The 22,210-nt window shown below is 68.1% G+C and carries 18 protein-coding genes; 7 read left to right on the top strand and 11 right to left on the bottom strand.

Annotated elements, in window-relative coordinates; genetic code table 11:
* Window positions 1-53: 53 nt before the first annotated feature.
* The 3 genes from RVX_RS13280 to RVX_RS13270 all read right to left on the bottom strand — a co-directional run bounded on the left by RVX_RS13280 (window position 54) and on the right by RVX_RS13270 (window position 2,543).
* On the bottom strand, window positions 54-326 hold the full coding sequence (locus tag RVX_RS13280; protein WP_035068282.1) for an amphi-Trp domain-containing protein: 273 nt from the start codon (window positions 324-326) through the stop codon (window positions 54-56).
* Between the two features lie 233 nt (window positions 327-559).
* Entirely contained in the window at window positions 560-1,801 is a 1,242-nt protein-coding gene (locus tag RVX_RS13275) for a hypothetical protein (protein ID WP_116308182.1), read from the bottom strand.
* Window positions 1,802-1,811: 10 nt separating this feature from the next.
* Complete coding sequence (locus tag RVX_RS13270) at window positions 1,812-2,543, bottom strand: GAK system XXXCH domain-containing protein (RefSeq protein ID WP_172596677.1); 732 nt, start codon at window positions 2,541-2,543, stop codon at window positions 1,812-1,814.
* A gap of 694 nt (window positions 2,544-3,237) precedes the next feature.
* Between RVX_RS13270 and RVX_RS13265 the strand changes: the two genes are divergently transcribed.
* Complete coding sequence (locus RVX_RS13265) at window positions 3,238-4,473, top strand: M48 family metallopeptidase (RefSeq protein ID WP_116308184.1); 1,236 nt, start codon at window positions 3,238-3,240, stop codon at window positions 4,471-4,473.
* Window positions 4,474-4,603: 130 nt separating this feature from the next.
* On the opposite strand, the gene RVX_RS13260 is transcribed toward RVX_RS13265, so the two are convergent.
* Window positions 4,604-6,238, bottom strand: a complete 1,635-nt coding sequence (locus tag RVX_RS13260; RefSeq protein ID WP_116308185.1) for a glutamate synthase-related protein — start codon at window positions 6,236-6,238, stop codon at window positions 4,604-4,606.
* Between the two features lie 558 nt (window positions 6,239-6,796).
* On the opposite strand from RVX_RS13260, the gene RVX_RS13255 reads away from it, so the two are divergent.
* Window positions 6,797-7,213: a secondary thiamine-phosphate synthase enzyme YjbQ gene (locus RVX_RS13255; protein WP_116308186.1), complete on the top strand. Its 417-nt coding sequence runs from the start codon at window positions 6,797-6,799 to the stop codon at window positions 7,211-7,213.
* Between the two features lie 80 nt (window positions 7,214-7,293).
* Here RVX_RS13255 and RVX_RS13250 read toward each other — a convergent pair whose 3' ends face one another.
* The 7 genes from RVX_RS13250 to RVX_RS13220 all read right to left on the bottom strand — a co-directional run bounded on the left by RVX_RS13250 (window position 7,294) and on the right by RVX_RS13220 (window position 14,298).
* Complete coding sequence (locus RVX_RS13250; protein WP_116308187.1) at window positions 7,294-8,265, bottom strand: hypothetical protein; 972 nt, start codon at window positions 8,263-8,265, stop codon at window positions 7,294-7,296.
* A gap of 276 nt (window positions 8,266-8,541) precedes the next feature.
* Window positions 8,542-9,195 (bottom strand): flagellar brake protein, encoded by a 654-nt coding sequence (locus tag RVX_RS13245; protein ID WP_116308188.1) that lies wholly within the window; start codon window positions 9,193-9,195, stop codon window positions 8,542-8,544.
* Window positions 9,196-9,324: 129 nt separating this feature from the next.
* Complete coding sequence (rnhA, locus tag RVX_RS13240) at window positions 9,325-9,795, bottom strand: ribonuclease HI (RefSeq protein WP_043609778.1); 471 nt, start codon at window positions 9,793-9,795, stop codon at window positions 9,325-9,327.
* 126 nt (window positions 9,796-9,921) lie between these two features.
* Window positions 9,922-10,443, bottom strand: a complete 522-nt coding sequence (locus RVX_RS13235) for a TPM domain-containing protein (protein ID WP_116308189.1) — start codon at window positions 10,441-10,443, stop codon at window positions 9,922-9,924.
* Between the two features lie 12 nt (window positions 10,444-10,455).
* Window positions 10,456-12,261, bottom strand: a complete 1,806-nt coding sequence (locus RVX_RS13230) for an aldehyde ferredoxin oxidoreductase N-terminal domain-containing protein (protein WP_116308190.1) — start codon at window positions 12,259-12,261, stop codon at window positions 10,456-10,458.
* Window positions 12,251-12,745, bottom strand: a complete 495-nt coding sequence (locus RVX_RS13225) for a 4Fe-4S binding protein (protein WP_116308191.1) — start codon at window positions 12,743-12,745, stop codon at window positions 12,251-12,253. Before RVX_RS13225 ends, RVX_RS13230 begins: the two co-directional genes overlap by 11 nt.
* Before the next feature lie 158 nt (window positions 12,746-12,903).
* Window positions 12,904-14,298, bottom strand: coding sequence for a phosphomannomutase/phosphoglucomutase (locus tag RVX_RS13220; RefSeq protein WP_116308192.1), 1,395 nt, complete (start codon window positions 14,296-14,298; stop codon window positions 12,904-12,906).
* Window positions 14,299-14,382: 84 nt separating this feature from the next.
* Here RVX_RS13220 and hflK point away from each other — a divergent pair, with 84 nt between their 5' ends.
* From hflK to RVX_RS13195, 5 genes are all read left to right on the top strand, one after another.
* On the top strand, window positions 14,383-15,567 hold the full coding sequence (gene hflK / locus RVX_RS13215) for an FtsH protease activity modulator HflK (RefSeq protein ID WP_007526702.1): 1,185 nt from the start codon (window positions 14,383-14,385) through the stop codon (window positions 15,565-15,567).
* 1 nt (window position 15,568) lies between these two features.
* A complete protein-coding gene (gene hflC / locus RVX_RS13210) occupies window positions 15,569-16,423 on the top strand; it encodes a protease modulator HflC (RefSeq protein WP_116308193.1) in 855 nt (284 codons plus the stop codon).
* A gap of 383 nt (window positions 16,424-16,806) precedes the next feature.
* The gene (locus RVX_RS13205; protein WP_007526710.1) at window positions 16,807-17,502 is read left to right on the top strand and encodes a LexA family transcriptional regulator; all 696 of its coding nucleotides are present in this window, start codon (window positions 16,807-16,809) and stop codon (window positions 17,500-17,502) included.
* A 255-nt stretch (window positions 17,503-17,757) separates the two neighbouring features.
* On the top strand, window positions 17,758-19,512 hold the full coding sequence (locus RVX_RS13200) for a response regulator (RefSeq protein WP_116308194.1): 1,755 nt from the start codon (window positions 17,758-17,760) through the stop codon (window positions 19,510-19,512).
* 212 nt (window positions 19,513-19,724) lie between these two features.
* Window positions 19,725-22,052 carry an ATP-binding protein gene (locus RVX_RS13195; RefSeq protein ID WP_230404847.1) on the top strand — a complete coding sequence of 776 codons (2,328 nt, stop codon included), beginning with the start codon at window positions 19,725-19,727 and terminating at the stop codon, window positions 22,050-22,052.
* Window positions 22,053-22,210: the final 158 nt, after the last annotated feature.

The following is a 22,210-nucleotide window of genomic DNA, read 5'->3' as shown; positions in this document are numbered from 1 at the left end:
CCGCCCCTGCGCATGCCAGGGGCGGCGCACCGGCCCCGGCCATGCCGCGGGCGTCAATTGCTGCTGACGGACAGCGTCCTGTCGGTGGTTTCCACACGGGGAGCGTCCTTCCATTCCAGCTTCAGGCTGACCTTGCTCGACCCGCCCTTGCGCCGGGCCTTCACCTCCACCTGCAAGAGGCCCTGCGGGTACAGTTCGATGCGCTCGCCGCCCGAGGACAGCACCAGGTGCTTGCTGCCCACGCCCTCGGTGAGGGCTTCCAGAAAGGCGCGGATGGATTCGCAGTCCTGCAACGATTCAAAGACGAACTTTTCTTCCGAACTCATGGGTGTCTCCTGTCTGCGTTGTGTATGCCGCTCGCCGGGGGCGACGGCGTGCCGCGCGGGTGAAGGTCGGGTGACGCTGCGTCCTATGCCCCCCGTGGTCCGTTCCCAACGCAGGATTTTCGTTCGTTGGCGAGGAAAACAAGTCAGCCATGAGGGAATATACTCTTGTTGTATTTGGCCGATATGGCAGACGAAGTTTGACGAAGCCAGCGGGCGAAAAGACAAGTTGGGGCCTAGCCCGCCAGGCGCGCCCGGTAGTCCCGGATGACGCGGCTGCGGCTCACCCCGGTCAGCGAAAGGCGCTTGCGCACGGCCGGGTCGTCCCAGGCCGGTTGCAGGCCCACCTCGCGCGCGGCCTTTTCCGTATCCTGCTGCTCGCGCGGGCGGGTCTTTTCGCCCAGGTGGCAGTCGTCGCCCATGAACACCAGGATTTCACGGCGCGAAAGACCCGGCCCCCGGTTCTTGCGGTTGACCACGGAAATGAGGAATTCGGTGTACCGGCTGGACTGGGGGTTCCACACCTCGTAGCCGTCCACGTCGTACTCGGCGAGCAGGATGGGCCAGAACTGCTCCGGGTGCGGAATGACCACGCAGCCGCCAAGGCCGTGCGCTTCTTCGATGAATTCCGTGGCCCGGTAGAAGTAGTCGAGCGGAAAGCGCCGCTTCACCTGTTCCTTCACCGCCTTCAGATAGGCCTGCACCCTGTCGATGAAGGTGGCTTCCCATTCGCCGCGCAAGCCGTCGATGAAGTTGCGCAACAGCTTGTTCTTGACCATGTCCTCGGGTAGGTCCGCGCCGTGCGTTTCCAGCAGGCGCGAGAACTTGCCGGTCATCACCCTGGCGAAGGCCAGCACGTCGTCGTCGGCCCCGGTCTCGCGCACGGCGGGCCCGGCCACGTCGTCGTCGGGGCGCACCACGGCGCGCACGTAGTCGTACAACTGCGAGGCCCGGTACTTGCGGGTGTGGGCCAGCATGGAGCGCAGGGTGTGGGCCTTGTCGCCGAGGGCGGTCAGGGCAGGGGCGGGCGCGCCGGGCGCGACGGGCGCGACGGTGGACACGGCGTGGTCGCAGGCCACGCGGTGGCTTTCGAAATGCAGCAGCAACTGGACCTTCTGGTTGAAGCCGCTGGAGTAGCAGTCCACCTCCACCCCGGTGTAGCCGTCCCAACTGGTCAGTTCGTTGTGCTGGGTGGGGATGATCAGTTCTTCCTCGCGGCCGGGGAACATGGCCCCCAAGCGCTGGCGGATGAGGCCCATGGGCACGAATTCCGGGTGCCAGTGGGTGGCCAGCACCTCGCGCTGGGCCTCGTGGACCGCCGAGGGGGTGGCTACCTGCTCGGCCTGCCACGGGGCCAGGTCGGTGACGATCAGCGAGCGGAACAGGGCGTCCTCCTGCTCGGTGACGTCTTCAGGAAGGGCGCTCAGGCGTTCTTCCAGGTCGGCGCACTGGCGCGCCACGGGCTTGACGATCTTCATGGCGGGCGGCCTATTTGTAGCGGTCATGGCAGAGCACCATGAGCCGGTAGAGCTCTTCCACGGCGTGGCGGACTTCAGGCGTGATTGGGGGCGCGGCGGTGGGCGTAACCGGGGACGCGGCGGTGGGCGTGGAAGCATCGTGCGGGGCGTCGGCCCCAGCGTCGGGGGAAGGGCCGGGTTGCGCCCCCGCTGTCTGCCGCGCGGCTTCCAGCGCCGCGCGCAGGGCCTCTGTGGCCGTGCGGTAGGCCGCGTAGTGCTCGTCGCCGTAGCCGGGGTATTCCACCATCAGCAGCGAATCGGCCAGGAACGAGGCGGCGGCCTCTGGATGGGGCATGGTCCCGGCCTGCACGGCCTGGCGCAGCGCCTTGAACGACGAGCGCATGCGCTTCTTCAGCGACTTGTACGAGGGGCGGCCCGACAAGTGAGGAAGACGGGACGCGCGCGCGCCGCCGGGGCCGTCGTCTGTCGCTGCCGCTCCGGCGGCATCGGGGCCGAAGGCGGACGCGTCGGGCGTCTTGACCTTGAGCACCACCTCCATGTGGTCGAAGGCGTGCTTGGCGTTGAGCTTGAACTTGCGGAATTCGCCCAGCCCTGCGGCCAGCAGCGGGTCGGTTTCGCCGCCGATCTCGCCACCGGCCGGGGCCTCGGCCGCGCCGTCCCGCTCCAGTGCGCCGGCAATGCGCCGCAGCACGGCGGGCAGTTCCTGCCGGGTGATGGAGAAGGATGTCTTTCTGCTGCCCATGATGGATACCCCGATGCGGGCGCGCCGCCCCGTTCCGCGCGGAACATGCCGGGCGTGCCGCCAGTTGCCGCAGTTGTCACGGATGTCACAACTGCCGTTGTTGTCGCCTGGCGCGGCGGCGCGGGCGAAGTGTCTTTCCTCGCGCCGTGTGACGGTTCCGGAACGCGATCTTCCGGTCATGTACACGCGGGCAAGGCGGGCCTTGATGGCTGGACGGTGGCGGCAGCGTTACAATGATATTCCGGATGTTACGTTTGCGTGACATGGATCTGCGGCCCCCGTCGCCGTGCGTTTCCGGCACACTGCCGACGTTGCTTCCGCAGATGCGGCGCAGCCTGTCGCCAGCATAACATGCCGGACGGGTTGCGGGAGTGCGCGGGGCACATGATGGCGCGCGGAAATGCCATGCCAGGGCTCGGAGTGGCGTTCATGCGCACCTGTTGCGGTGCCTGCGTGCAAGGCACGGCGTTTGCTTCGTGTTCCAGGATGCTTCGGGGCGGCATGTTCTGCCGTATTACGATGTGATGTCGCGGTGCGGTTGTGCTGTCCGGCCCGATGTTCCACGGAAGACTTGCATGAACTGCCGTGACACGGTATGCGGCGACAGCGGGGCGGTTGTTCCGCGTAGAAAATGTCTCGCAGCGGACGGGGAAAAAGCCGCCCGAGCGTGAATATGCACCGGAATGGAGGTGGCATGGCGATATTCCGGGGAAGGATGCAGTGGGTTTCGGGCTTCGCCCCGCTGTTTGCGGTTGCCCTTGCGGCAGTGCTGCTGATGCTGGCGTTGTCCGGATGCGGCCGCAGGGCCGTGGCCCCGGCCCCCGTTGTAGAGGCCAAAAAGGAGCAGTGCCCCCAGCCTGTCGCTTCCGTGGAGCGGCGGATGTGCCAGCGCGAGCGGCTGTGGAACGTGGGCTACGCCCTGCGTGAATCCAACGCGCCGCTGTGCGCGGGCCGCACCGTGCTGGACGACGGCGTGATGGTGGTAAGCACCGACACTCTGGACGACATGCTGTCCTCGGTGCGCTGGGGCGACCTGGGGGCCTTCGTGGAAATGCGCCGTTGGCGCGAGGCCTACGCGCGCGAGTACGGGCTGGACGCGCGCCATCGGGTCATCAGCGTGCTGCTCGGCAGCGGCGGCGAGGAGGCGGGCATCCGCCCCGGCGACGTGCTGGTCGCCGTCAACGGCCAGCCCCTGCCCACGGGCAAGCTGGCGGCGCGCACCCTGCGCTGGCAGGTGACCAAGGCGCTGGGCGCGGGCGACACCGTGACCTACACCGTGGAGCGGGACGGCCTGCGCATGGACGTGCCGGTGCGCTTTCATCGCGTGTGCGACACCGTCATGGACGTGGAGGTGCGCGACAGCGTGGACGCCTTCACCACGGGCCAGTCCATTCACGTGACCATCGGGTTTCTGGAACACTTTTCCGACGACGCGGACCTGGCCGCCGTGCTGAGCCGCGAGATGGCCCGGCACATCCGCCAGCCCAAGGGCGGCGGGGCCACGTCGGCCGCGCCGGGCGCTGTGTCGTCCAAAGGCGACAGAACGGACAGGCCGGGCGTGCACGGGTATTACGGCATGCCCCCGGCGGGCGAACTGGCCCGGCCGGAGGCATCGGGCACGGCCATGCTGCCGCGCGAATACGACATCGACCGGCTGGCCCTGTTCTGCATGGCCCGCGCGGGCTACGACCACCGCAGGGCCGGGGCCGCGTTCGAGGCGCTGGCGGCCATGCCGCCGTCGCGCCGGGCCGTGTTGCAGGGCGAGGCGCGGCCCGCGTCGCAACGTGTGCAGCCCGATGCGGAGGTCGCGCAGGTCGGGCAGGTCGCGCAGGGCGCGCAGGCCGATGCCCAATCCCGCGCCGCCCGGCTGGCCCGGGCGGTGGCCGAGATCGACGCCCGGCTGGCGGAAGGGCAACCCCTGATTCCGTAAGGTGCACCGCCGAAAGCGGTGGCCAGCCCATGACCGCCATGACCGCCATGACCGCACGCAAGACGGGGCGGAAACCTGCACGGTTTCCGCCCCGTTTCTATTGTCGAGCCGCGCGTGCGGCGCGGTGGCGCTAGCCCTTCAGGATGGCTCTGGCGAACTCGTCCTGCACGTCGGTGATGAACGGGATGCCGGTCTCGCGCTCGGTCTCGCGGTTGCCCGAGGCTATGTCCTCGCGGCGGATCTGGTCCAGCGAGAAGCGGCGCGCGCCCGCCATTAGCTGCTGCACGCCCGCGCCCAGCTTGTCCAGCAGGGTCCACATGGCGATGGCCCCGTAGGGCAGGTCCTTCATGGCCTCGCGCCCGATCCTGGCCTGCACGTCGTGGTACCCGGCGAAGATTTCTTCGGCCGTGCTGCCGTGCTCGGTCACCGTCTTGGGCAGCGTGTCCCAGTTGCCGCTGACGCGTGCGCGGTTTTCCGGCTTCAGCACGCCCTCGATGTTGGACCCGAGGAAGCCGGGAATCATCATGGCCCGCCCCATGCAGATCATCTTGGCGTAGGGCGCGCCAAGGGCCAGCGCCTTGAATATCTGGCTGGGCTTGGCGAAGCCGCCCGCGAAGGACATGTCCACAACCTTGCGGCCGCTGGCGGCCAGCAGGGCCGCGTATTCCGCGGCCTTGGCGTGCAGCAGGATGGACGGCACGCCCCAGGTTTCCATCATGTCCCACGGGCTCATGCCGGTGCCGCCGCCCGCGCCGTCGATGGTCAGCAGGTCAAGCTCGCACTCGGAGGCCAGGCGGATGGACATGGCCAGCGCCTCCATGCCGTAGGCGCCGGTCTTCAGCGAGATGCGGCCGAAGCCCAGCGAGCGCAGGTAGGCCACCTGGGTCATGAAGTTCTCGCGCACCTGCTCGTAGCCGGAAAGGTCGGTGTAGCCCAGGCGGCTGTGCCGGGCGAAGCCCTTCACCGCGCCGCTGCGGTAGCCTTCCTGCACTTCGGGACGGGTGGGGTCGGGGTCCACCAGGTAGCCGCGCTGCTTCAGGAACTGCGCGTACTCCAGGCTCTTCACCTCGATCTCGCCGCCGATGTCCTTGGCGCCCTGGCCCCACTTCAGCTCGATGATCACCTTGTCGCCGTACTTGCCCGCCACGTATTCGGCCACGCCGTTGCGGGTGTCCTCCACGTTCAGCTGCACGATGATGGCGCCGTGCCCGTCGTAGTAGCGCAGGTAGTTGTCGATGCGGCGTTCCAGCTCGGGGGCCTTGGTGATGCGCCCGTTCTGCAGCTCGGCTTCGCGGTCGATGCCCACCACGTTTTCGCCCACCACGATGGGCACGCCACAGATGGCGCAGCCGGTGGCGAAGGCGTCCCAGTACTTGGCCGCCACGAAGGTGGAGCCCAGCGCGCCGGTCATCAGGGGGTAGCGGCAGGTGGTCTTGTGCTGCGCGCCGAAGGCGGTGGCAAGGGAAACGTCGGTGAACAGGGCATCGCCGGTGGCGGCCTTCTCGCCCACGCCGCAGGCACCGTAGTTGTAGCCCTGGATGCGCAGCGAATTGTACGATACGCCCACATGAGTGGTGTTGCCGCTGCCCGCGGTGACGATGCCGAAGTCGCGCGGGTACAGGGTTTCCCGCCCCTTCATGCACGACAGCCAGGTTTCGCACTTGCCCATGCAGTCGGCACGGCACAGGGTGCACAGGCCCGATTCCGCCGTGTTGCCGCGGTTGGTGGTGCCGAGGACGTCATTGCTCTTGAGCCACTGAGACATGCTTCCTTCCTCCGGGATGGTCCGTGATTGTCCAGGTGATGGAAAACGGGCCATACCGCCCGAAACCGTTGCAAGGCAACGCGGGCGTGCACGGAAGGGCCTTCGCTGCGGAGGGGGTGTTTCGCGGATGTGCAAGGCGTTGCGGGCATGGAACGCGCGGCTAGGCATGTACCACGCATGCGGCGGCGCGGCGGGGGCGGGCTGGTGGCGCCGTAATGGCGTGTACGGGCATGGTGTGGCGGGTGATTTTTTGCCCGCGCACGTTTCTCCGGTGCGGAAGGCAGTGATGGTGGGGTGGTGTTGCAGTGTCGTGCCTACCCGTATTCCCGAGAGCAACCACGTGAATGCGTGATTTTTACAATTTCGGCGTGATACATTTTTGTCGCAAAAAATGCCCATAAGTGACATTTTTGTTACAAAAAGTTGACATGGCGCACAGCCGCTCTGCCGTAAGGCGGGTCAACGGGCATATCGCCGGAGGCTGGCAAGCATATCCTTGATATGCTCAAAATGTAGAAAAATGCAAAACAGAAGACGGATCACGCCCAGGGAGGCTGCATGAAATCGTGGCGCAAGGAATTGTGGTTCAACGTGCCCACGCGGCGGGCGTTCATCAACATCACCCCGCAGGTGGACGAGGCGCTGGCGCAAAGCTCCATCCGCGAGGGGCTGTGCCTGGTCAATGCCATGCACATCACGGCCAGCGTGTTCATCAACGACGACGAGAGCGGCCTGCACCACGACTACGAGCAGTGGCTGGAGAGGCTGGCCCCGCACGAGCCGGTGCGCCAGTACCGCCACAATGTGGGCGAGGACAACGCCGACGCGCACATGAAGCGCCAGATCATGGGCCGCGAGGTGGTGGTGGCCGTTACAGAGGGCGCGCTGGATCTCGGCCCGTGGGAACAGGTGTTCTACGGCGAGTTCGACGGCGGCCGCCGCAAGCGGGTGCTGGTGAAGATCATCGGGGAATGACGCGGACGCGCCGATGAACCGGCAAGCCGGTGCGGCCATGGGCAGGGGGGGGGCTGCGTCAGGGTCGCGTCGGGGCCGAATCAGGGAAGTGTCAGCCAGTAGTACCCCACCCCCACCAGCGTGATGGACGCGGCGCGCAGGGCCTGGTTGACCACGATGAGTTCCGCCGCCAGCCCGGGCGTGAAGTATCCGGCATAGGACGGAAACTGGTGGCGGAAGGCGCGCATGGGCGTGGACAGCACGTTGCCCGCCAGAAGGGCCAGCACGATCTCGCGCTCGGTCAGGCCGCCGCCGCCCAGCACGGCCCCGGCGGCGGACACCGCCGCGCCGAATTCCGCCGCCAGGTGCAGCAGCACGATGCCCAGCGCCTCCGGCCGCAGGAAGGACAGCGCGCCCATGTGCTGGGCCATCCACGCCTCGGCCAGGGCGAACCAGCCCGCCTTCTGCATGGCGTACATGGCCGCGTAGGTGGGCACGGTGAAAAAGACCACCTTGGGCATGCGCTTGCGAAAGCGTTGCCACGCAGTGCGCAGCCCGGCCCGCCAGCCCTTCGGTTCATGCCCGTCCAGGCGGCAGGTGACGCAGCCTTCCGGCAACGGGGGCAGCAGGATACGCCCGAAGGCCACGGTAAGCGTGGTGCGCAGGAAGGCGGCCAGCAGGGTAAGCCCCACGTAGACCACGGCGGGAAAGCCCAGCACCGGCCAGGTGATGAAGAACAGCGTGGGCAGGTGCACGAAGTAGCTGGGCAGGCTGTTGAAAAGGTTGGCGAAACGCAGTTCGCGCTTTGTCAGTTCACCCTTTTCGTAGCTTTCAGCCAGCAGCGAGTTGGACGCCACGGACGAGAAGAACGCCAGCGAGAACGAGGCCCCGGCCACGTCGCGCAGGTGGCCCAGCCGCACCAGCGGCGCGGCCAGGCGCGCCACGCCCCGCGTCCAGTTCAGCGCCTCGATGCAGTTGGCCACGAACAGCCCGGCGGACATGGACAGCACGAGGCGCAGCAGGGGGCGGCCAAGGCCGTCCCAGAGGTGCCATGCGGTCTGGGCGTCGGTCATGCGGAACTCCATGCGGCGGAATGGGCGTGGGGCGGATCGCGGAGCCGGGGCGCTGCGGTGCGCCCGCACGTCGAGGATTCAGGTAGTGGCCTGGGGGAGTTGCGTCAAGCGGCCAGGGCGGCGGAAGGTGGCATGGCGAAAGCCCGGTGCGGGGAATGCGGCGCCGATGCGGCCGCGACGGGATCGTAATCTGGCCGGAAGTGGGCAATCTTGGGGCACGCCTATCCGCGTCGGGCAAACAGCGCCAGCCAGGGGCGGCCCGGTGCCCGGCCAGCCTCACCCCAGGCAGGCCACGCTGTCGAGGTAGGTGGACAGTTCCAGTTGCGTTTCGGTGCTGAGGTCGTTGAACTTCAGGCCCAGCTGTACCCGTCCCCCGTCCATGGAGATGCTCTTCACCAGGCAGGACAGGGCGGTCTGGATCTGTCCCTCGCCGCCGAAGAAACCGCACTGCAACACCAGCATGTCGTCCACGGCGGTATCGCGAAAGGGGTCGTCACGCTGCAACTCCAGCGACACCTTGCAGCCGCCCTCGCTGAGGTCGAGCAGGATGCACTTGTACACGCCGTGGCGGCCATGCAGGGCGGCGGGCAACAGGCAGTTCACCCGGCGGTGCTGGCGCAGGTCCACCTGTTCCATGGCGTCGGGATATTCCACGAACAGCAGGAACCCCGGCTTCACGATGTGGTTCAGCACCTGGCTCTTGAAGCCGAAGATGGTGCCCCCCGAGATGTAGCGCAGGGTCACCATCTCGCCGTTCAGCAGCCGGGCGCGGATGCCGGGCACCAGCGGCATTTTGAGGATCAGGTACTCGAAGTGCTGCAGCCCCACCACTTCGCTGGACAGGTTCTCCTTGGTGCCCGCGATGTTCAGCAGCATGCGCGTGCCCAAGGGCAGATCCAGGGCCTGTGCGGTGCATGTTTTCGACACCATGGTTCGCTCCGTGGGGCGTCCGGCGGTTGCGGTATGGGGTAGCATACGCGTTTCTATCTGGAATTCCGGGAAAAAAGAATGGGGAATAACCCTACCGGGGCATCCCCCTGGTTGCGGAAATGCGCCGCATCATTCCGTGTAGCCGGTGTCCGGTGGCAGACCGCGCCGGGATGCCTGGGTGCGGGCCAGCACGTCGCAGCGCTCGTTCTCCGGGTGGCCGGAATGGCCGCGCACCCAGTGAAAGCGCACCTTGTGCGTTTCCAGCAGGGGCAACAGCCGTTCCCACAGGTCGCGGTTCTTCACCGGTTTCTTGTCGCTGGTCTTCCAGCCGTTTCTGCGCCAACCCGCCAGCCATTTCTTTTCCACGGCGTTGCATACGTATTGAGAGTCGGTATGCATGTCGACGCTGCAGGGCTCCTTCAGCGTCAGAAGCGCCTCTATCACCGCCAGGATTTCCATGCGGTTGTTGGTGGTGGGGGCGAAGCCGCCGGAAAGCTCGCGCTCTGCGCCGTTGCAGCGCAGCACGGCGGCCCAGCCGCCGGGGCCGGGGTTGCCGAGGCACGATCCGTCGGTGAAAGCCTGAACGTTCTTCATGGTCATGCAAGGGTCCGGTGATTGAGGTTGCGGGTGATGCGGGATGCCCATGCTCCGCCCGCCGGGGACCGGCGGGAGAGCGTGGCGGGCGGGGCAGGCGGTTGCCCTTGGCGGTCGGCCGCGCGGGGGCGGCTACGTTCCCGCCAGTTGGTCCCACAAATGTTTCAGGGCGCGCACCAGCCCTTCGGGCCATTGGCCGGTGGACAGCGCGGGCCGCAGCCAGTCGTTCTCCAGGGTGCGGCCCAGGTCGTCGCCCAGGGCCTTGCGGACCAGCGGCGGCAGTTCCACGACCGCCTGTCCCCGGGCCGGGCACAGCCCCACGAAGATGGTCTGGGCGTCCAGTTTCGGCAGGGTGGGGGTGTCGCGTCGGACGTGGATGACCAGCTTCACCCCGTGCACTTCGCGAAAGGCGTCCACCAGTTCGCGCAGGGCCTGTTCCTGCGCGTCGGTCAGCAGTTCCGCCTCGTCCCACACGGCAGAGGCCCCGCGCACGTCGGCCAGACGGCGTTCGGTGTTGGCCCAGAAGGCCCATACCGTCACGGCGAAGACGGCGATGAGCAGCATGGTGCGCAGAAAGAACTGGCCTGGGGTGTCGGCATGGATCAACGGGTCGCGCGGTTCGCCGCGTCCGCGCTTGGGAAAGAAGTGGAACACCGCGGGGCCTTCCTACCCGGCCGCGGGGCCGGGTTCGTCCGCCATGCGGCGGATGGCGTCCACGTAGGCCAGGCGCAGCGCATCCATGTAGGCGGTATCTATGGGGCCCTTCCAGGTGGTGATTTCGGTGAAGCGCTTCGGAATGGTCACTTCCTCGGGCCGGTAGCCGGTTTGCAGCTTCAACCGCCAGCGCGCGGCCTGCACGGCGCGAACGGCCTGGGGCAGGTTGTCCGCTTCGGCCGCAAGACCGATGGCGGCCAGGGCTTCTTGCATGCGCTGCTGCGAATAGGCCTTGCGCGAGAACAGGCAGGCCACCATGCAGTTGATGGCGATGCGCTTCTGCTCGTCGTCGGCCAGGAAGGCCACGGCCTTGTCCACGTCGGCCGCGATTTCTTCGGGCGCGCGGAAGCTGCCGGGCTCGCGCGGGGGGGCGGACTGGTCGTAGGAATAGCCGCCGCTGTCCAGGTGCGAGTGGCGAAAGCCCAGCGACTGCGCCACGAAGAACACCTCGCCCGTGGCGTAGCCCGCCATCTCCTGCCCCAGCACGCACGAGAATTCCTGCCCGCCGTAGGTGGCGGTGGCGGCGGGGGTGCCCCGGCCCAGGGTGCGCCAGAATTCGTTGGTTCCGTTGGCCAGGTGATGCAGGGCGGCCACGTAGGCGGCCACGTTGCCGAAGGCCAGCGGGGTCAGGGTTTCGGCCTCGGTAACCACGCCGCGCTCCATGGCTTCGGTGGCCCAGGCCAGGGCCACGCCCGCGCTCATGCAGTCCAGCCCCAGCTTTTCCGTGTCGTCCAGCAGGGCCAGCACGTCCGAGGCGTTGGTCAGCCCCAGCATGGATCCCTGGGCGAAGATGGGCTCGTAGTCGTAGGACACCTGCTTGTACAGGAACTCGTGGTCCCGCGCGAACTGCTGGCGCAGCAGGCCGATGTGGATGCACCCCACGGGGCACCCGGCGCAGGCGGTCTGGCGCAGCAGCAGCTGTTCCGCGAACCGCTCGCCGGAAATCCCGTCGATGGCCGGGTCGGTGGTGGCCTGCAGGTTGCGCCACGGCAGGGCCTTCAGTTCGTTGAGCACCGAAAGGTTCTCCGCCGTGCCGAGGTCGTGATACTTCTGCATCATGTCGGTGCCGGTGACGGCTCCGTAGATGTCGCGGAACAGCTTGGGGTAGTCCTTGCCCTCGGGCAGGGCCGCGCCGCCGTCGCCCAGCACCACGATGCCCTTCAGGTTCTTGGCCCCCATCACCGCGCCCGCGCCCAGCCGCCCGAAATGGCGGAAGGAATCCACGTTGGCGCAGGCGAAGGCCACGCCCTTCTCGCCCGCCGGGCCTATGCGCACCGTGGAGCGGTGGCCCGAACTGTCCTTGCCGAAGCGGCGCAGGTACTTGCCGGTGACGAACACGTCCTGCCCGCGCAGGTAGTGCACGTCGTGCACCTCCAGCCTGCGCGAACCCACCACCAGGCAGGACAGGGTGCGGGATGCGCCGGTGACCATCAGCGCGTCGTACCCGGCAAAACGCAGGGCCAGGGCCAGGCGGCCCCCGGCGTGGCTTTCGGCCCACTGGCCGTGGTAGGGCGAACGGAAGCCGCACACCACCTTGCTCATGAGGGGGTAGTAGCCGGTCAGCGGGCCGATGGCGAAGATCAGCGGCTGGCCCGGGTCCGTGGCGGGGGCGGCGGGGTGGCCGTAGGCGTCGTACAGGGCGGCGGCCAGGCCGCTGCCCCCGAGGTGCAGGGGGCGGCCCTCGAACGGGATGACCCGCGAGGCCCCGGTGGCCAGATCCACGTGCAGCACGCGCGAGGCGGTGGCGTTAGCGGGCATGGCGGGCCTCCTCTCCGGCGTCGCGCGTCGGGCCGTCCGGTTCGGCCGCTCCATCCGTTTCATCCGCCTCATCCGCCTCCTCCGGCAGGTCGACCAGTTCGATGCAGGCGTGGGGGCAGAAGGGCACGCAGCGCCCGCAGTGGATGCACACGTAGGGCAGGCCGGTTTCGCCGTCCAGGTGGATGGCGTCCACCGGGCAGGCTGCGGCGCAGTTGCCGCAGCGGATGCACAGGTCGCGGTTCACTTTCACCCCGCCGCCCTTGCGCTGGGCATAGGCCCCGGTGGGGCAGGCCATGGCGCACGGGGCGGGGTTGCAGGCAAGGCACAGGCGCGCCTCGAATCCGGTGGAAAGCCCTCCGGCCGAGGTGATGCGGATGCCCGCCGTGGCCCACGACAGCCGCTTGTGCACCAGCCGGGCGCAGGCGAGCGAACAGCCGTGGCAGCCGATGCAGCGTTCCATGCGGTTGGCCTTGAGTATCTTCATGGCGAATCTCCCTGATTGCCTGGAGCCTTGATTCTTCCAGTCTCCCTTCCCCCTGCCGGTCCCCCAGTCCCCCGTTCTCATGACGCGGGCGCACGCGGGGCGCGTGCCGCAATCCCCCATGCGGTGGTGGGCACGCTCGTGGGGCGTCTGCGACGGGGCTAGGCGGTGGCGGCCGCGTCGGCTTGCGCCTCGGCTATCCAGGCGGTCAGCGGGGTTTCCACCAGCGCCCGGATTTCGGCCAGCCGTTCGGGCGTTTCCGCCTCGAAGCGCAGTACCAGCACCGGCTGGGTGTTGGAAGCCCGCACCAGCGCCCATCCATCGGGCCAGGTGATGCGCGCGCCGTCGATCTCGTTCACGTCGTACAGGGCGCGGAAGTGTTCCTGCGCGCGGCGCACCACGGCAAACTTCATTTCGTCGGGGCAGGGCATGTGCAGTTCGGGCGTGGAGTGCGAGGGCGGCCAGCCGGGCAGTTCGGCGAGCGGCACGGGCGATGCCGAAAGGATGCGCAGCAGCAGGGCGGCCGCGTAGATGGCGTCGTCGAAGCCGTACCAGCCCTCGTTGAAGAACATGTGACCGCTCATCTCGCCCGCCAGCGGCGTGCCGGTTTCCAGCATGCGGGCCTTCATCACCGAATGCCCGGTGATCCACATGGCGCCCGTGCCGCCGTGCGCCTCTATGTCGCGGAACAGGCGGTGCGAGCACTTCACGTCGGCCATCACCGTGGCGCCGGGCAGACGGGCCAGCAGGTCGCGCGCGTAGAGCGAGAGCAGTTCGTCCCCGTACAGCAGGCGGCCGTTGGCGTCCACCACGCCCAGCCGGTCGGCGTCGCCGTCCAGCCCTATGCCCAGGTCCGCGCCCTCGCTGGCCACGCGCGTCTTCAGGTCGCGCATGTTGGCCTCCACCACCGGGTCGGGGTGGTGGTTGGGGAAGGTCCCGTCCGGGTCGCAGTACTGTTCGATGACGTTGGCGCCCAGGCGGCGCAGCAGTTCGGCGCAGATCTCGCCGCCCGCTCCGTTGCCGCCGTCCACCACCACCTTCAGTGGCCCCCCCGCGCGCGCGGCGAGGCGGATGCGTCGCGTCACCGCCTCCATGTAGGCGGGCACGATGTCCACGGAACAGCCCACGCCCTTGCCGGAGGCGAAGCGCCCGGCGGCGAGGATGTCGTAAATGCGGCGGATTTCGGTGGTGTGGATGGTGGTCTGCCCGGCCCATACCTTGAAGCCGTTGTATTCCGGAGGGTTGTGGCTGGCGGTGATCATGATGCCGCTCTGGCGTTCCAGGTGGCGCACCGCGAAGTACAAGAGGGGCGTGGGCACCATGCCCACGCTGACCACATCGATGCCGCAGGCGATGAGCCCGGCGGCCAGCGCGTCGTGGTAGGCCGGGGAGCTGTGGCGGCAGTCGTGCCCCACCACGGCGGCGTCGATGCCGCGCTCCAGCAGGTAGGTGCCGCAGGCCCGGCCCAGGCGCTCCACCCATTCGGCGTCGAAGTCGGCATCCACGATGCCGCGTATGTCATAGGCCCGGAACGGCCGGTCGGAAATCGGTTTCATGGGTGCTCCGGCAGGTGGGCGAAATGCCTCGAATCGGCGTCATGCCTTGACCGCACTCCACATCTGCCCTATTTTTGCGGCATTATGAACTGGGATTGGGAAAAACTGCAAGAAAAACGGCAGCGGCACTCCGGGTGGCGCGGTGGTTCCGGCGGCTCCGGCGACGGGGACGACGGCGGCTCCGGCGGGTCCGGTGGTTCGGGTGGTTCCGGTGGACCGGGCGGCCCCGGCGGGTGGGACGACCCCTCTGGCCCGGACTTCGAGAAGCTCGGCGAAACCTTCCGCAAGTTCCGCGAATACCCCTTCCCCGCCGGGAAGGTGGTGGTGCTGGTGTTCGTCCTGTTGTGGGCGGCCTCCGGCATCTATATCGTGGAGCCAGACGAACTGGGCGTGGTGCTGCGCTTCGGCAAGTACGACCGCACGGTGGAATCAGGTCCGCACTATCACCTGCCCTTCCCGCTGGAGACGGTGTACACCCCCAAGGTGACCCAGGTGCAGCGGGCCGAGGTTGGCTTCCGTTCCGTGGCGCAGGGCGCCTCGTTCCAGCAGGGCGGCGGGCGCATAGTGCCCGAGGAAGCCGCCATGCTCACGGGCGACGAGAACATCGTCAACGTGCAGTTCAGCATCCAGTTCCAGATCAAGGATCCCGTCCAGTACCTGTTCAACGTCACCAATCCCACCGCCGTGGTGCGCAGCGCGGGCGAGGCCGCCATGCGCGAGGTGATCGGCAACAGCCGCATCGACGCCGCGCTTACCGACGGCAAGCAGCTCATCCAGAACGAGACCCTCACGCTGTTGCAGGACATTCTGGACATCTATCAGGTGGGCGTGCGCGTGCTGGCCGTGCAGATGCAGGACGTGCATCCGCCGAAAGAGGTCATCGACGCCTTCAAGGACGTGGCCAGCGCCCGTGAGGACAAGAGTCGCATCATCAACGAGGCCGAGGCCTACCAGAACGAGATACTTCCCCGCACCCGCGGTCTTGCCGCGGAGGTGATCAACCAGGCCGAGGCGTACCGCCAGGCCCGCGTGCGCGAGGCGGAAGGCCAGGCCAACCGCTTTCTGGCCGTGCTGAAGGAATACAACAAGGCCAAGGACGTGACCCGCAAACGCCTGTATCTGGAGGCCATGGAAGAGGTGCTTTCCGCGCCCGGCATGGAAAAGATCATCATTCCGGGCGAGGCGGGAGCGCGCATGCTGCCCTACCTGCCGCTGGACGGGGCGCGGCCCCGGGGCGACGCGGGAGCGGCGCGCAAGGGGGGCGAATAGCATGGAACGCCGCACCATAACCGTGCTCATCGCCCTGGCGGCGCTGCTGGTGGTGGGCAGCCAGTGCCTGTTCTCCGTGCACCAGACCCAGAAGGCCATCGTGCTGCAGCTGGGCGAACCGGTGGGCGGCGTGGTGGCGCCCGGCCTGCACTTCAAGCTGCCCTTCGTGCAGAACGTGGTGTACTTCGACGCGCGCATCCTGGACTACGACGCCCGCTCGGCCGAGGCCCTGACCAGCGACAAGAAGGCCATCGTGCTGGATAACTACGCCCGCTGGCGCATCACCGACCCGCTGACCTTCTACCGCAACGTACGCACCATCCCCGGCGCGCAGGCCCGGCTGGACGACACGGTGTATTCGCAGTTGCGCGTCTTCGTGGGGCGCAACACCCTGACCGAGGTGGTCTCTTCCAAGCGCGCCGAAATCATGGGGGCCGTCACGGCCCGCACTTCGGAACTGCTGCGCGAGTACGGCATGGAGATCATCGACGTGCGCATCAAGCGCACCGACCTGCCCACGGAAAACCAGCGCGCCATCTTCGGCCGCATGCGCGCCGAGCGTGAACGCCAGGCCAAGCAGTACCGCTCGGAAGGGCAGGAGGAATCGACCAAGATCCGGTCGACCGCCGACCGCGAGCGCACCGTGCTGATGGCCGAGGCCAACCGCAAGGCCGAAATTCTGCGGGGCGAAGGCGACGCCGACGCCGCCCGCATCTTCTCGGAAGCCCTCTCGCAGTCGCCGGAGTTCTACGACTTCCAGCGCAGTCTGGACGCCTACCGAAAGGTGTTCCGCGACAACACGCGCATCATACTTACCCCCGGCGACCCGTTCCTGAAACAGTTCCAGGGGCGCTAGCGTAACATTGTTACACTCGTTGCGGAACGGTTGTGTAACATGTTACGCGCCGGCGGCGCGATACCGAAAAGCGCGTTGCGCTATACAGAATGTTACCGCTGGAAATCATGGACCCTATCCAGTGGTGGCACCGTTCTTGTATTATCCTGAACATAAAGACCCGGCCTGCGGGCGGTGATGAGCGGCGCATCGGTGCCAGCGGAGATACACGTTTTTGCGAGCGAGTATCCGCATCATGGCATTGACGTGTCGCTCGTTCCGTGCGAGGCATTACTCTCGGAGTGCCTCAACCCTCCGGAATGTGAGGCGTACGTGTGCCGGGGACCGGTTTCCATCGCGCCGGGCAGCGGCCGGGGGCCGTAATTCTTGAATGGGAGAATATCGTGTCCACCTTTGAAGAAGTTTTTGAACGCATCAAGCTTTCCACCAATACGCGCACCCAGGTGGAACTCGCCGAGGTGCTCGACATCCGGCAGTCCAGCATATCCGACGCCAAGCGCCGCAATTCGGTGCCCTCCGACTGGTACATGAAGCTGTTCGAGAAGTTCGGGCTGAACCCGGACTGGCTCAAGAAGGCCTCTGGCCCCATGTACCTGCGCACCGAGCAGGGCTACCAGCCGCTGGACGCCCCGGCGGCGGGCATGGTGCTGGAAGATCCGGCCCGCTACGGCGACCCGGACGCCAAGAGCAGCGTGGTAACCGTGCACTCCATGCACTGCGAGGTCACCGAGCAGGGCGGGGGACCGCTGAAGCCCATCGGCAAGCTGTCCGTGCCGCAGTCTTACTCCGGCCCCACCATGCAGGTGGTGCGCATGGACGCTTCGAGCATGGAGCCGCTGGTGCGCAAGGGTGCTTACGTGGGCATAGATACGGCGCAGAAGAACGTTGTTTCCGGCGAACTCTATGGCGTGTACGTCCCTTATGAGGGCGTGGCGCTGAAGCGCATCTTTCTCGATGCGGAAAAGGGGCGCTTCGTGCTGCGTTCCGAAAACCCCGCCCATCCCGAACAATACCTGCCCGTGGACAAGCATGCCGAACGCATCGTGGGCCGTGTGTCCTGGGTGCTGCAACGGTTCTGATCCCCATTTCCCGCGGTGTCGCAAGGTCAGCGGGAATGGAGCATGACCAGATCAATCCGAAGGGACCGTGCCGCGAACGCGGCGCGGTCCCTTTTTTTGCATGGGGGAAACCCGGTACGGGGTGGCCTGTTGCGGCTACGTCCCTTGCGTTGAGTGGGGAAACACGGCATACGCTGTGATGAACCCGAAGCATGCGGCGTCCCCCGCCGGTCCGATGCCCAGTCGCACCACCTTTCTTCCGCCGGACAGCGCGCCATGACGCAACAGCAGCAGCCCACTCACGAGTCTTCACGCCCATCGGTGGTCATTGTCGATGACGAGCAGATCGTGGCGCTGGACATCCGGCGCACCCTGGAACGCCTGGGATACGCCGTGCCCGCCATGGCCGCCGACGGCGAGGACGCCGTGCGCGTGGCGGGCGAACTGCGGCCCGACCTCGTGCTGATGGACATCCGCCTGCGCGGGGCCATGGACGGCATAGAGGCGGCCGGGCGCATATCCGGCGAGTTCGGCGTGCCCGTGGTGTTCCTGACGGCCTTTTCCGACGCGGCAACGCTGGAGCGCGCCAAGGCCTGCGGGCCGTTCGGCTTTCTGGTGAAACCCTTCGAGGAGCGCGAACTGCACTCCACCATAGAGGTGGCCCTGCTCAAGCACCGCGCCGTGCGCGATCTGGACGAGGCCCGCCGCGTGGCGGAAAACGCCAGCATCGCCAAAAGCGCCTTTCTCGCGGGCATGAGCCACGAGATACGCAATTCGCTCAACGGCATCCTGGGCATGACCGACCTTGCGCTGGAAACGGCGGAGGACGAGGAGCAGCGCGACTACCTGGTGACGGTGCTGGAATCGGCCGAGACGCTGCTGGCCCTGCTGAACGACGTGCTGGACTTCTCGCGGCTCGAGGCGCGTCAGATACGCCTGGTGGAGCGCCCCTTCGAGCCCGCCGCCGTGGTGCGCAAGGTGATGCGCTCCGTGCAGTCCGAGGCGGCCCGGCGCGGGTTGGCCCTGTCGTGGCGGGTGGCCCCGGAAATTCCGCCCGTGCTGGCGGGCGACCAGGTGCGGCTGACTCAGGTGCTGGCCAACCTGGTGGGCAACGCGGTGAAGTTCACCCACGCCGGCGTGGTCTCGGTGGAGGTGGCCCCGGTGCCCTCGCCGCCGAGCCTGTTCGAGTCGCTGTTCCCACCCGGCGAGCCTGGCGGGGCCACGCTGCTGTTCACCGTGCGCGACACCGGCATCGGCATCGCCGAAGACCGGCTGGAATCCATCTTCGACCTGTACGCCCAGGCTTCGGACGACACCGGAACCACCTACGGGGGCTCGGGACTGGGCCTGGCCATCTGTCGTCAACTGGTGGGCATGATGGGCGGCAGCATTTGGGCGCGCAGCACGCCGGATGCGGGCAGTTCTTTTCATTTCACCTGCCGCCTGCGTTCCGTGCCCTCGGTGCACGGCGAGGGGGCGCGGCCATCGCCGGTCCGCGTCCAGCACGCGCCGCCCGCCGCCGATCCGCTCCGGCACGCGCCCCCAGGGGCCTTGCCGCAGCCGGCTGCGCCCTCCGCCGTCAGGCCCGTCCATGCCACGGACGTTCCCCTTGCGGGCGAAGACCAGCCAGCCCGTTCACTGCACGTGCTGGTGGCCGACGACAGCGAGGTGGCCCGCACCATCGCCGCGCGCCTGTTGCAGCGGCGCGGGCACACCTGCGCCACGGTGCAGGACGGGGTGGCGGCCCTGACCCGGCTTGCGGCGGAACGCTTCGACATGGTGCTGCTGAACGTGGAGATGCCGCGCATGAACGGCTTCGAAACGCTGCGCCGCATCCGCAATTCCATGCATCCCGGCGTCAGCCCGGTGCTGCCGGTGGTGGCCATGACCGCCCACGCCCTGGCGGGCGACAGGGAGCGCATGCTGGCCGCCGGAATGGACGGCTACATCGCCAAGCCCATCCAACCCGCCGCCTTCCACGAGGAAATCGAGCGGGTGGCCCGGATGGCGGAGCAGGCCCGGCCGGGGTAGGCGGCCTTTCGCCCGCACTGCGTTCCTTACTCTTTCCCCTCCCTGGTCCGTTGGCTCCGCCGTCCTGCGGTCCGCGCCGCGCTGCGGCATGGCGCTGGCGCATGCCGCGCGTGTCCGATCGGGACTGGGTGACAATGGTCGACGCCGGGCGGCGCTGGCCGTGGAAAAGACTTTGACGCTGTGTGCGAAAAAGAACACTATGCCGCATCGCCATGCGCACCCAGGACGATCATACGGCACCGCCCGCCCATTCCACGGGGGATGACGCGCCCTTTTCACCGCACGTGCCCGGTGACGTGCCTGGTGACGTGCCTGGTGACGTGCCTGGTGACGTGCCTGGCGCAGCCGCCGCGCCCGGCGATGGGCTTGCCGGTCTGGCAACGGCGGGGCTGCCGTTGTCAGACCGGGTGATGCGCCTTCCGCGCCGCCTTCCCCCGCCCGTGGCGGCCCTGCTGGCCCAGATAGCCGACACCCCCGGTACCTGGCCGCCACAGGTCTCTCCGGGCGCGCCGCCCGCCGAGCCGTCCGGTTCCGCCCGCCCGCCCGGTTCTCCATATCCGCAGGACGCCGCCGCGCCGGGCGCGTTCTCGTATGCCGCGTCGGCCATCCTGCCCCAGACCGGCTGGCCCACGGCGGAATTCCTGCCCCGCCTGGTGGGCGAGCTGTCCTCGCCGGGCAATCTTTCCGTGCTGGAGCGCGAGATGCATCGCCAGGCAGGCGGCGCGCCCACGCCGTATTCCCTGTCGCTGCGCGGCGAAAACGGCACTCCGGTGGAACTGCTGGTCACCCCGCGCCCCCTGCGCCCCCCCGCCGGGCCACGGTTGGGCGAAGACGAAGCGCCGCTGTTCTGCGCCACGCTCACGGCCACCCCCCTGTCCAGCGAAGGCCCGGCCCCGGCCTGGACCGAACGCACCCGCCTGCTCAACCTGCTGGACCGCCTGCCCGCCTATGTGGTGCTGCTGGGGCCGGACTATTCCATCCGCTACGAGAACCGGGGCTTTCGCCAATTGTTCGGCCCCGGCGTGGGCCGCCCCTGCTACGAGGTGATCCGGGGCCAGAACCAGCCCTGCACGCTGTGCCCGCCTTTCGACGTGTTCGATTCGCGCACCCTGTGCGTATGCGAATGGGCCTGCCCGGAACGACGCTCGGCTTTCCGCATCTATTCCTACCCCTTCGAGGACGTTGACGGCTCGCCCCTGGTGCTCAAGCTGGGCATCGACATCACTTCCGGCGTGCGCGCTCAGGAGGCGTTGTCCATCAGCGAGGGGCGCTACCGCTCCATCACCGACAACCTGACCCTGGGCATTGCCGTGCTGGACCGGGCGCTGGGCGTCACCGCCTCCAACCCGCGCCTGCGCGAATGGTTCGGCGAGTCGGCCGCGCCCGGCGGCCTGCTGTGCCACATGCTGGCCGAGCACTGCGGCGATGACAACGCCCGCTGCCCCGGCTGCGCGTGCCTGGCCACCTTCCGCGACGGCCAGACCCACGAATGGCGGCTGGAGGCCACGGCCCGCTCCGGCGGGCGGCGTTCGTACCGCTTGACCTCGTGCCCCATCCTGGCAGGCGACGGGGGTGTGGATTCGGTCATCGTCATGCTGGAGGACGAAACCGACCGCCTGCGTGTGGAAGAGCGGCTGCAACGCGCCCGCAAGCTGGAGGCTATGGGCACCCTGGCGGCGGGCATCGCGCACGAGATCAACCAGCCCCTTTCGGCCCTGCAACTGTATGCGGGCAGCCTGGAGATGCTGGCGGAAAAGGACCGCGCCCCGGACCGCGAAATCCTGCTGGCGCGCCTGTCGCTGATCCTTGGCGAGGCGGCGCGCATTCGCGACATCATCGATCACATGCGGGCGCTGGTGGCCCACGGCGACGTGGCGCTGGCGCCCACCCTGGTCGAGGCGGCGGTGGATCGCGCGCTCAGCCTGGTGGGGGCGCAACTGCGCGCCCACCGGGTGACCGTGGAGCGCGCCCTGCCGCCGGACCTGCCCGCCGTGCGCGCCAACCCGGTGCAACTTGAGCAGGTGGTCATCAACCTGGTGGTCAATGCCATGCATGCGCTGGATGCGGGAGACGGCCCGGACCGGCGCATCCGCATCGAGGCGGCATACCGGCCCGCGCGGCTCGGGGGCGCGGAGCGAGCCGACATTGCCGACAGGCCCGAGAGGGCGGACACCCCGTCCGCCAGCGGCGAAGCGCCGACCGGGCGCGTGCTGCTGACCGTGGCCGACAACGGGCCGGGCCTGCAAGGGCTGGAGGAACGGGTGTTCGACCCCTTCTTCACCACCAAGGATCCGCACAAGGGCCTCGGCCTCGGCCTCGCCATCGTGCACAGCTTCGTGGAATCGTGGGGCGGCGAGATTTCCGTGTCGGGCGGCGTGCCGCCCATGAGCGGGGCCGCGTTCACGTTGGCCCTGCGTCAGGCCTCGCCGCCGGGGGGCGGCGGCGAGGCGGAAGGGCGGACCCGCGACAGTCGCCACGGCCACGCCGGGGGCGATGGGGCCGGGCTGCCGGAACATGGCGGTGGTGCGGGCGGCGTGTAGTCGGCCCAGAATGTCAACCGTCGCGCCGCCGGGGGGCGGCGCGGCTGGCGGCCAGCGTGGCCGCGTGCCCCTGCGGCCGGTTGCCGGCCGGTGGGGGGCAAACGGAACAGATGCGAACCGGGGGGGATGGATCGCTTGCGGCACGGCGCGCGCCATGG

This window comes from Nitratidesulfovibrio sp. HK-II, assembly GCF_003402415.2.
Taxonomy (GTDB): domain Bacteria; phylum Desulfobacterota; class Desulfovibrionia; order Desulfovibrionales; family Desulfovibrionaceae; genus Cupidesulfovibrio.
Note: the sequence above shows the minus strand (reverse complement) of the source record. Positions and strands in the feature narration are given on the sequence as shown.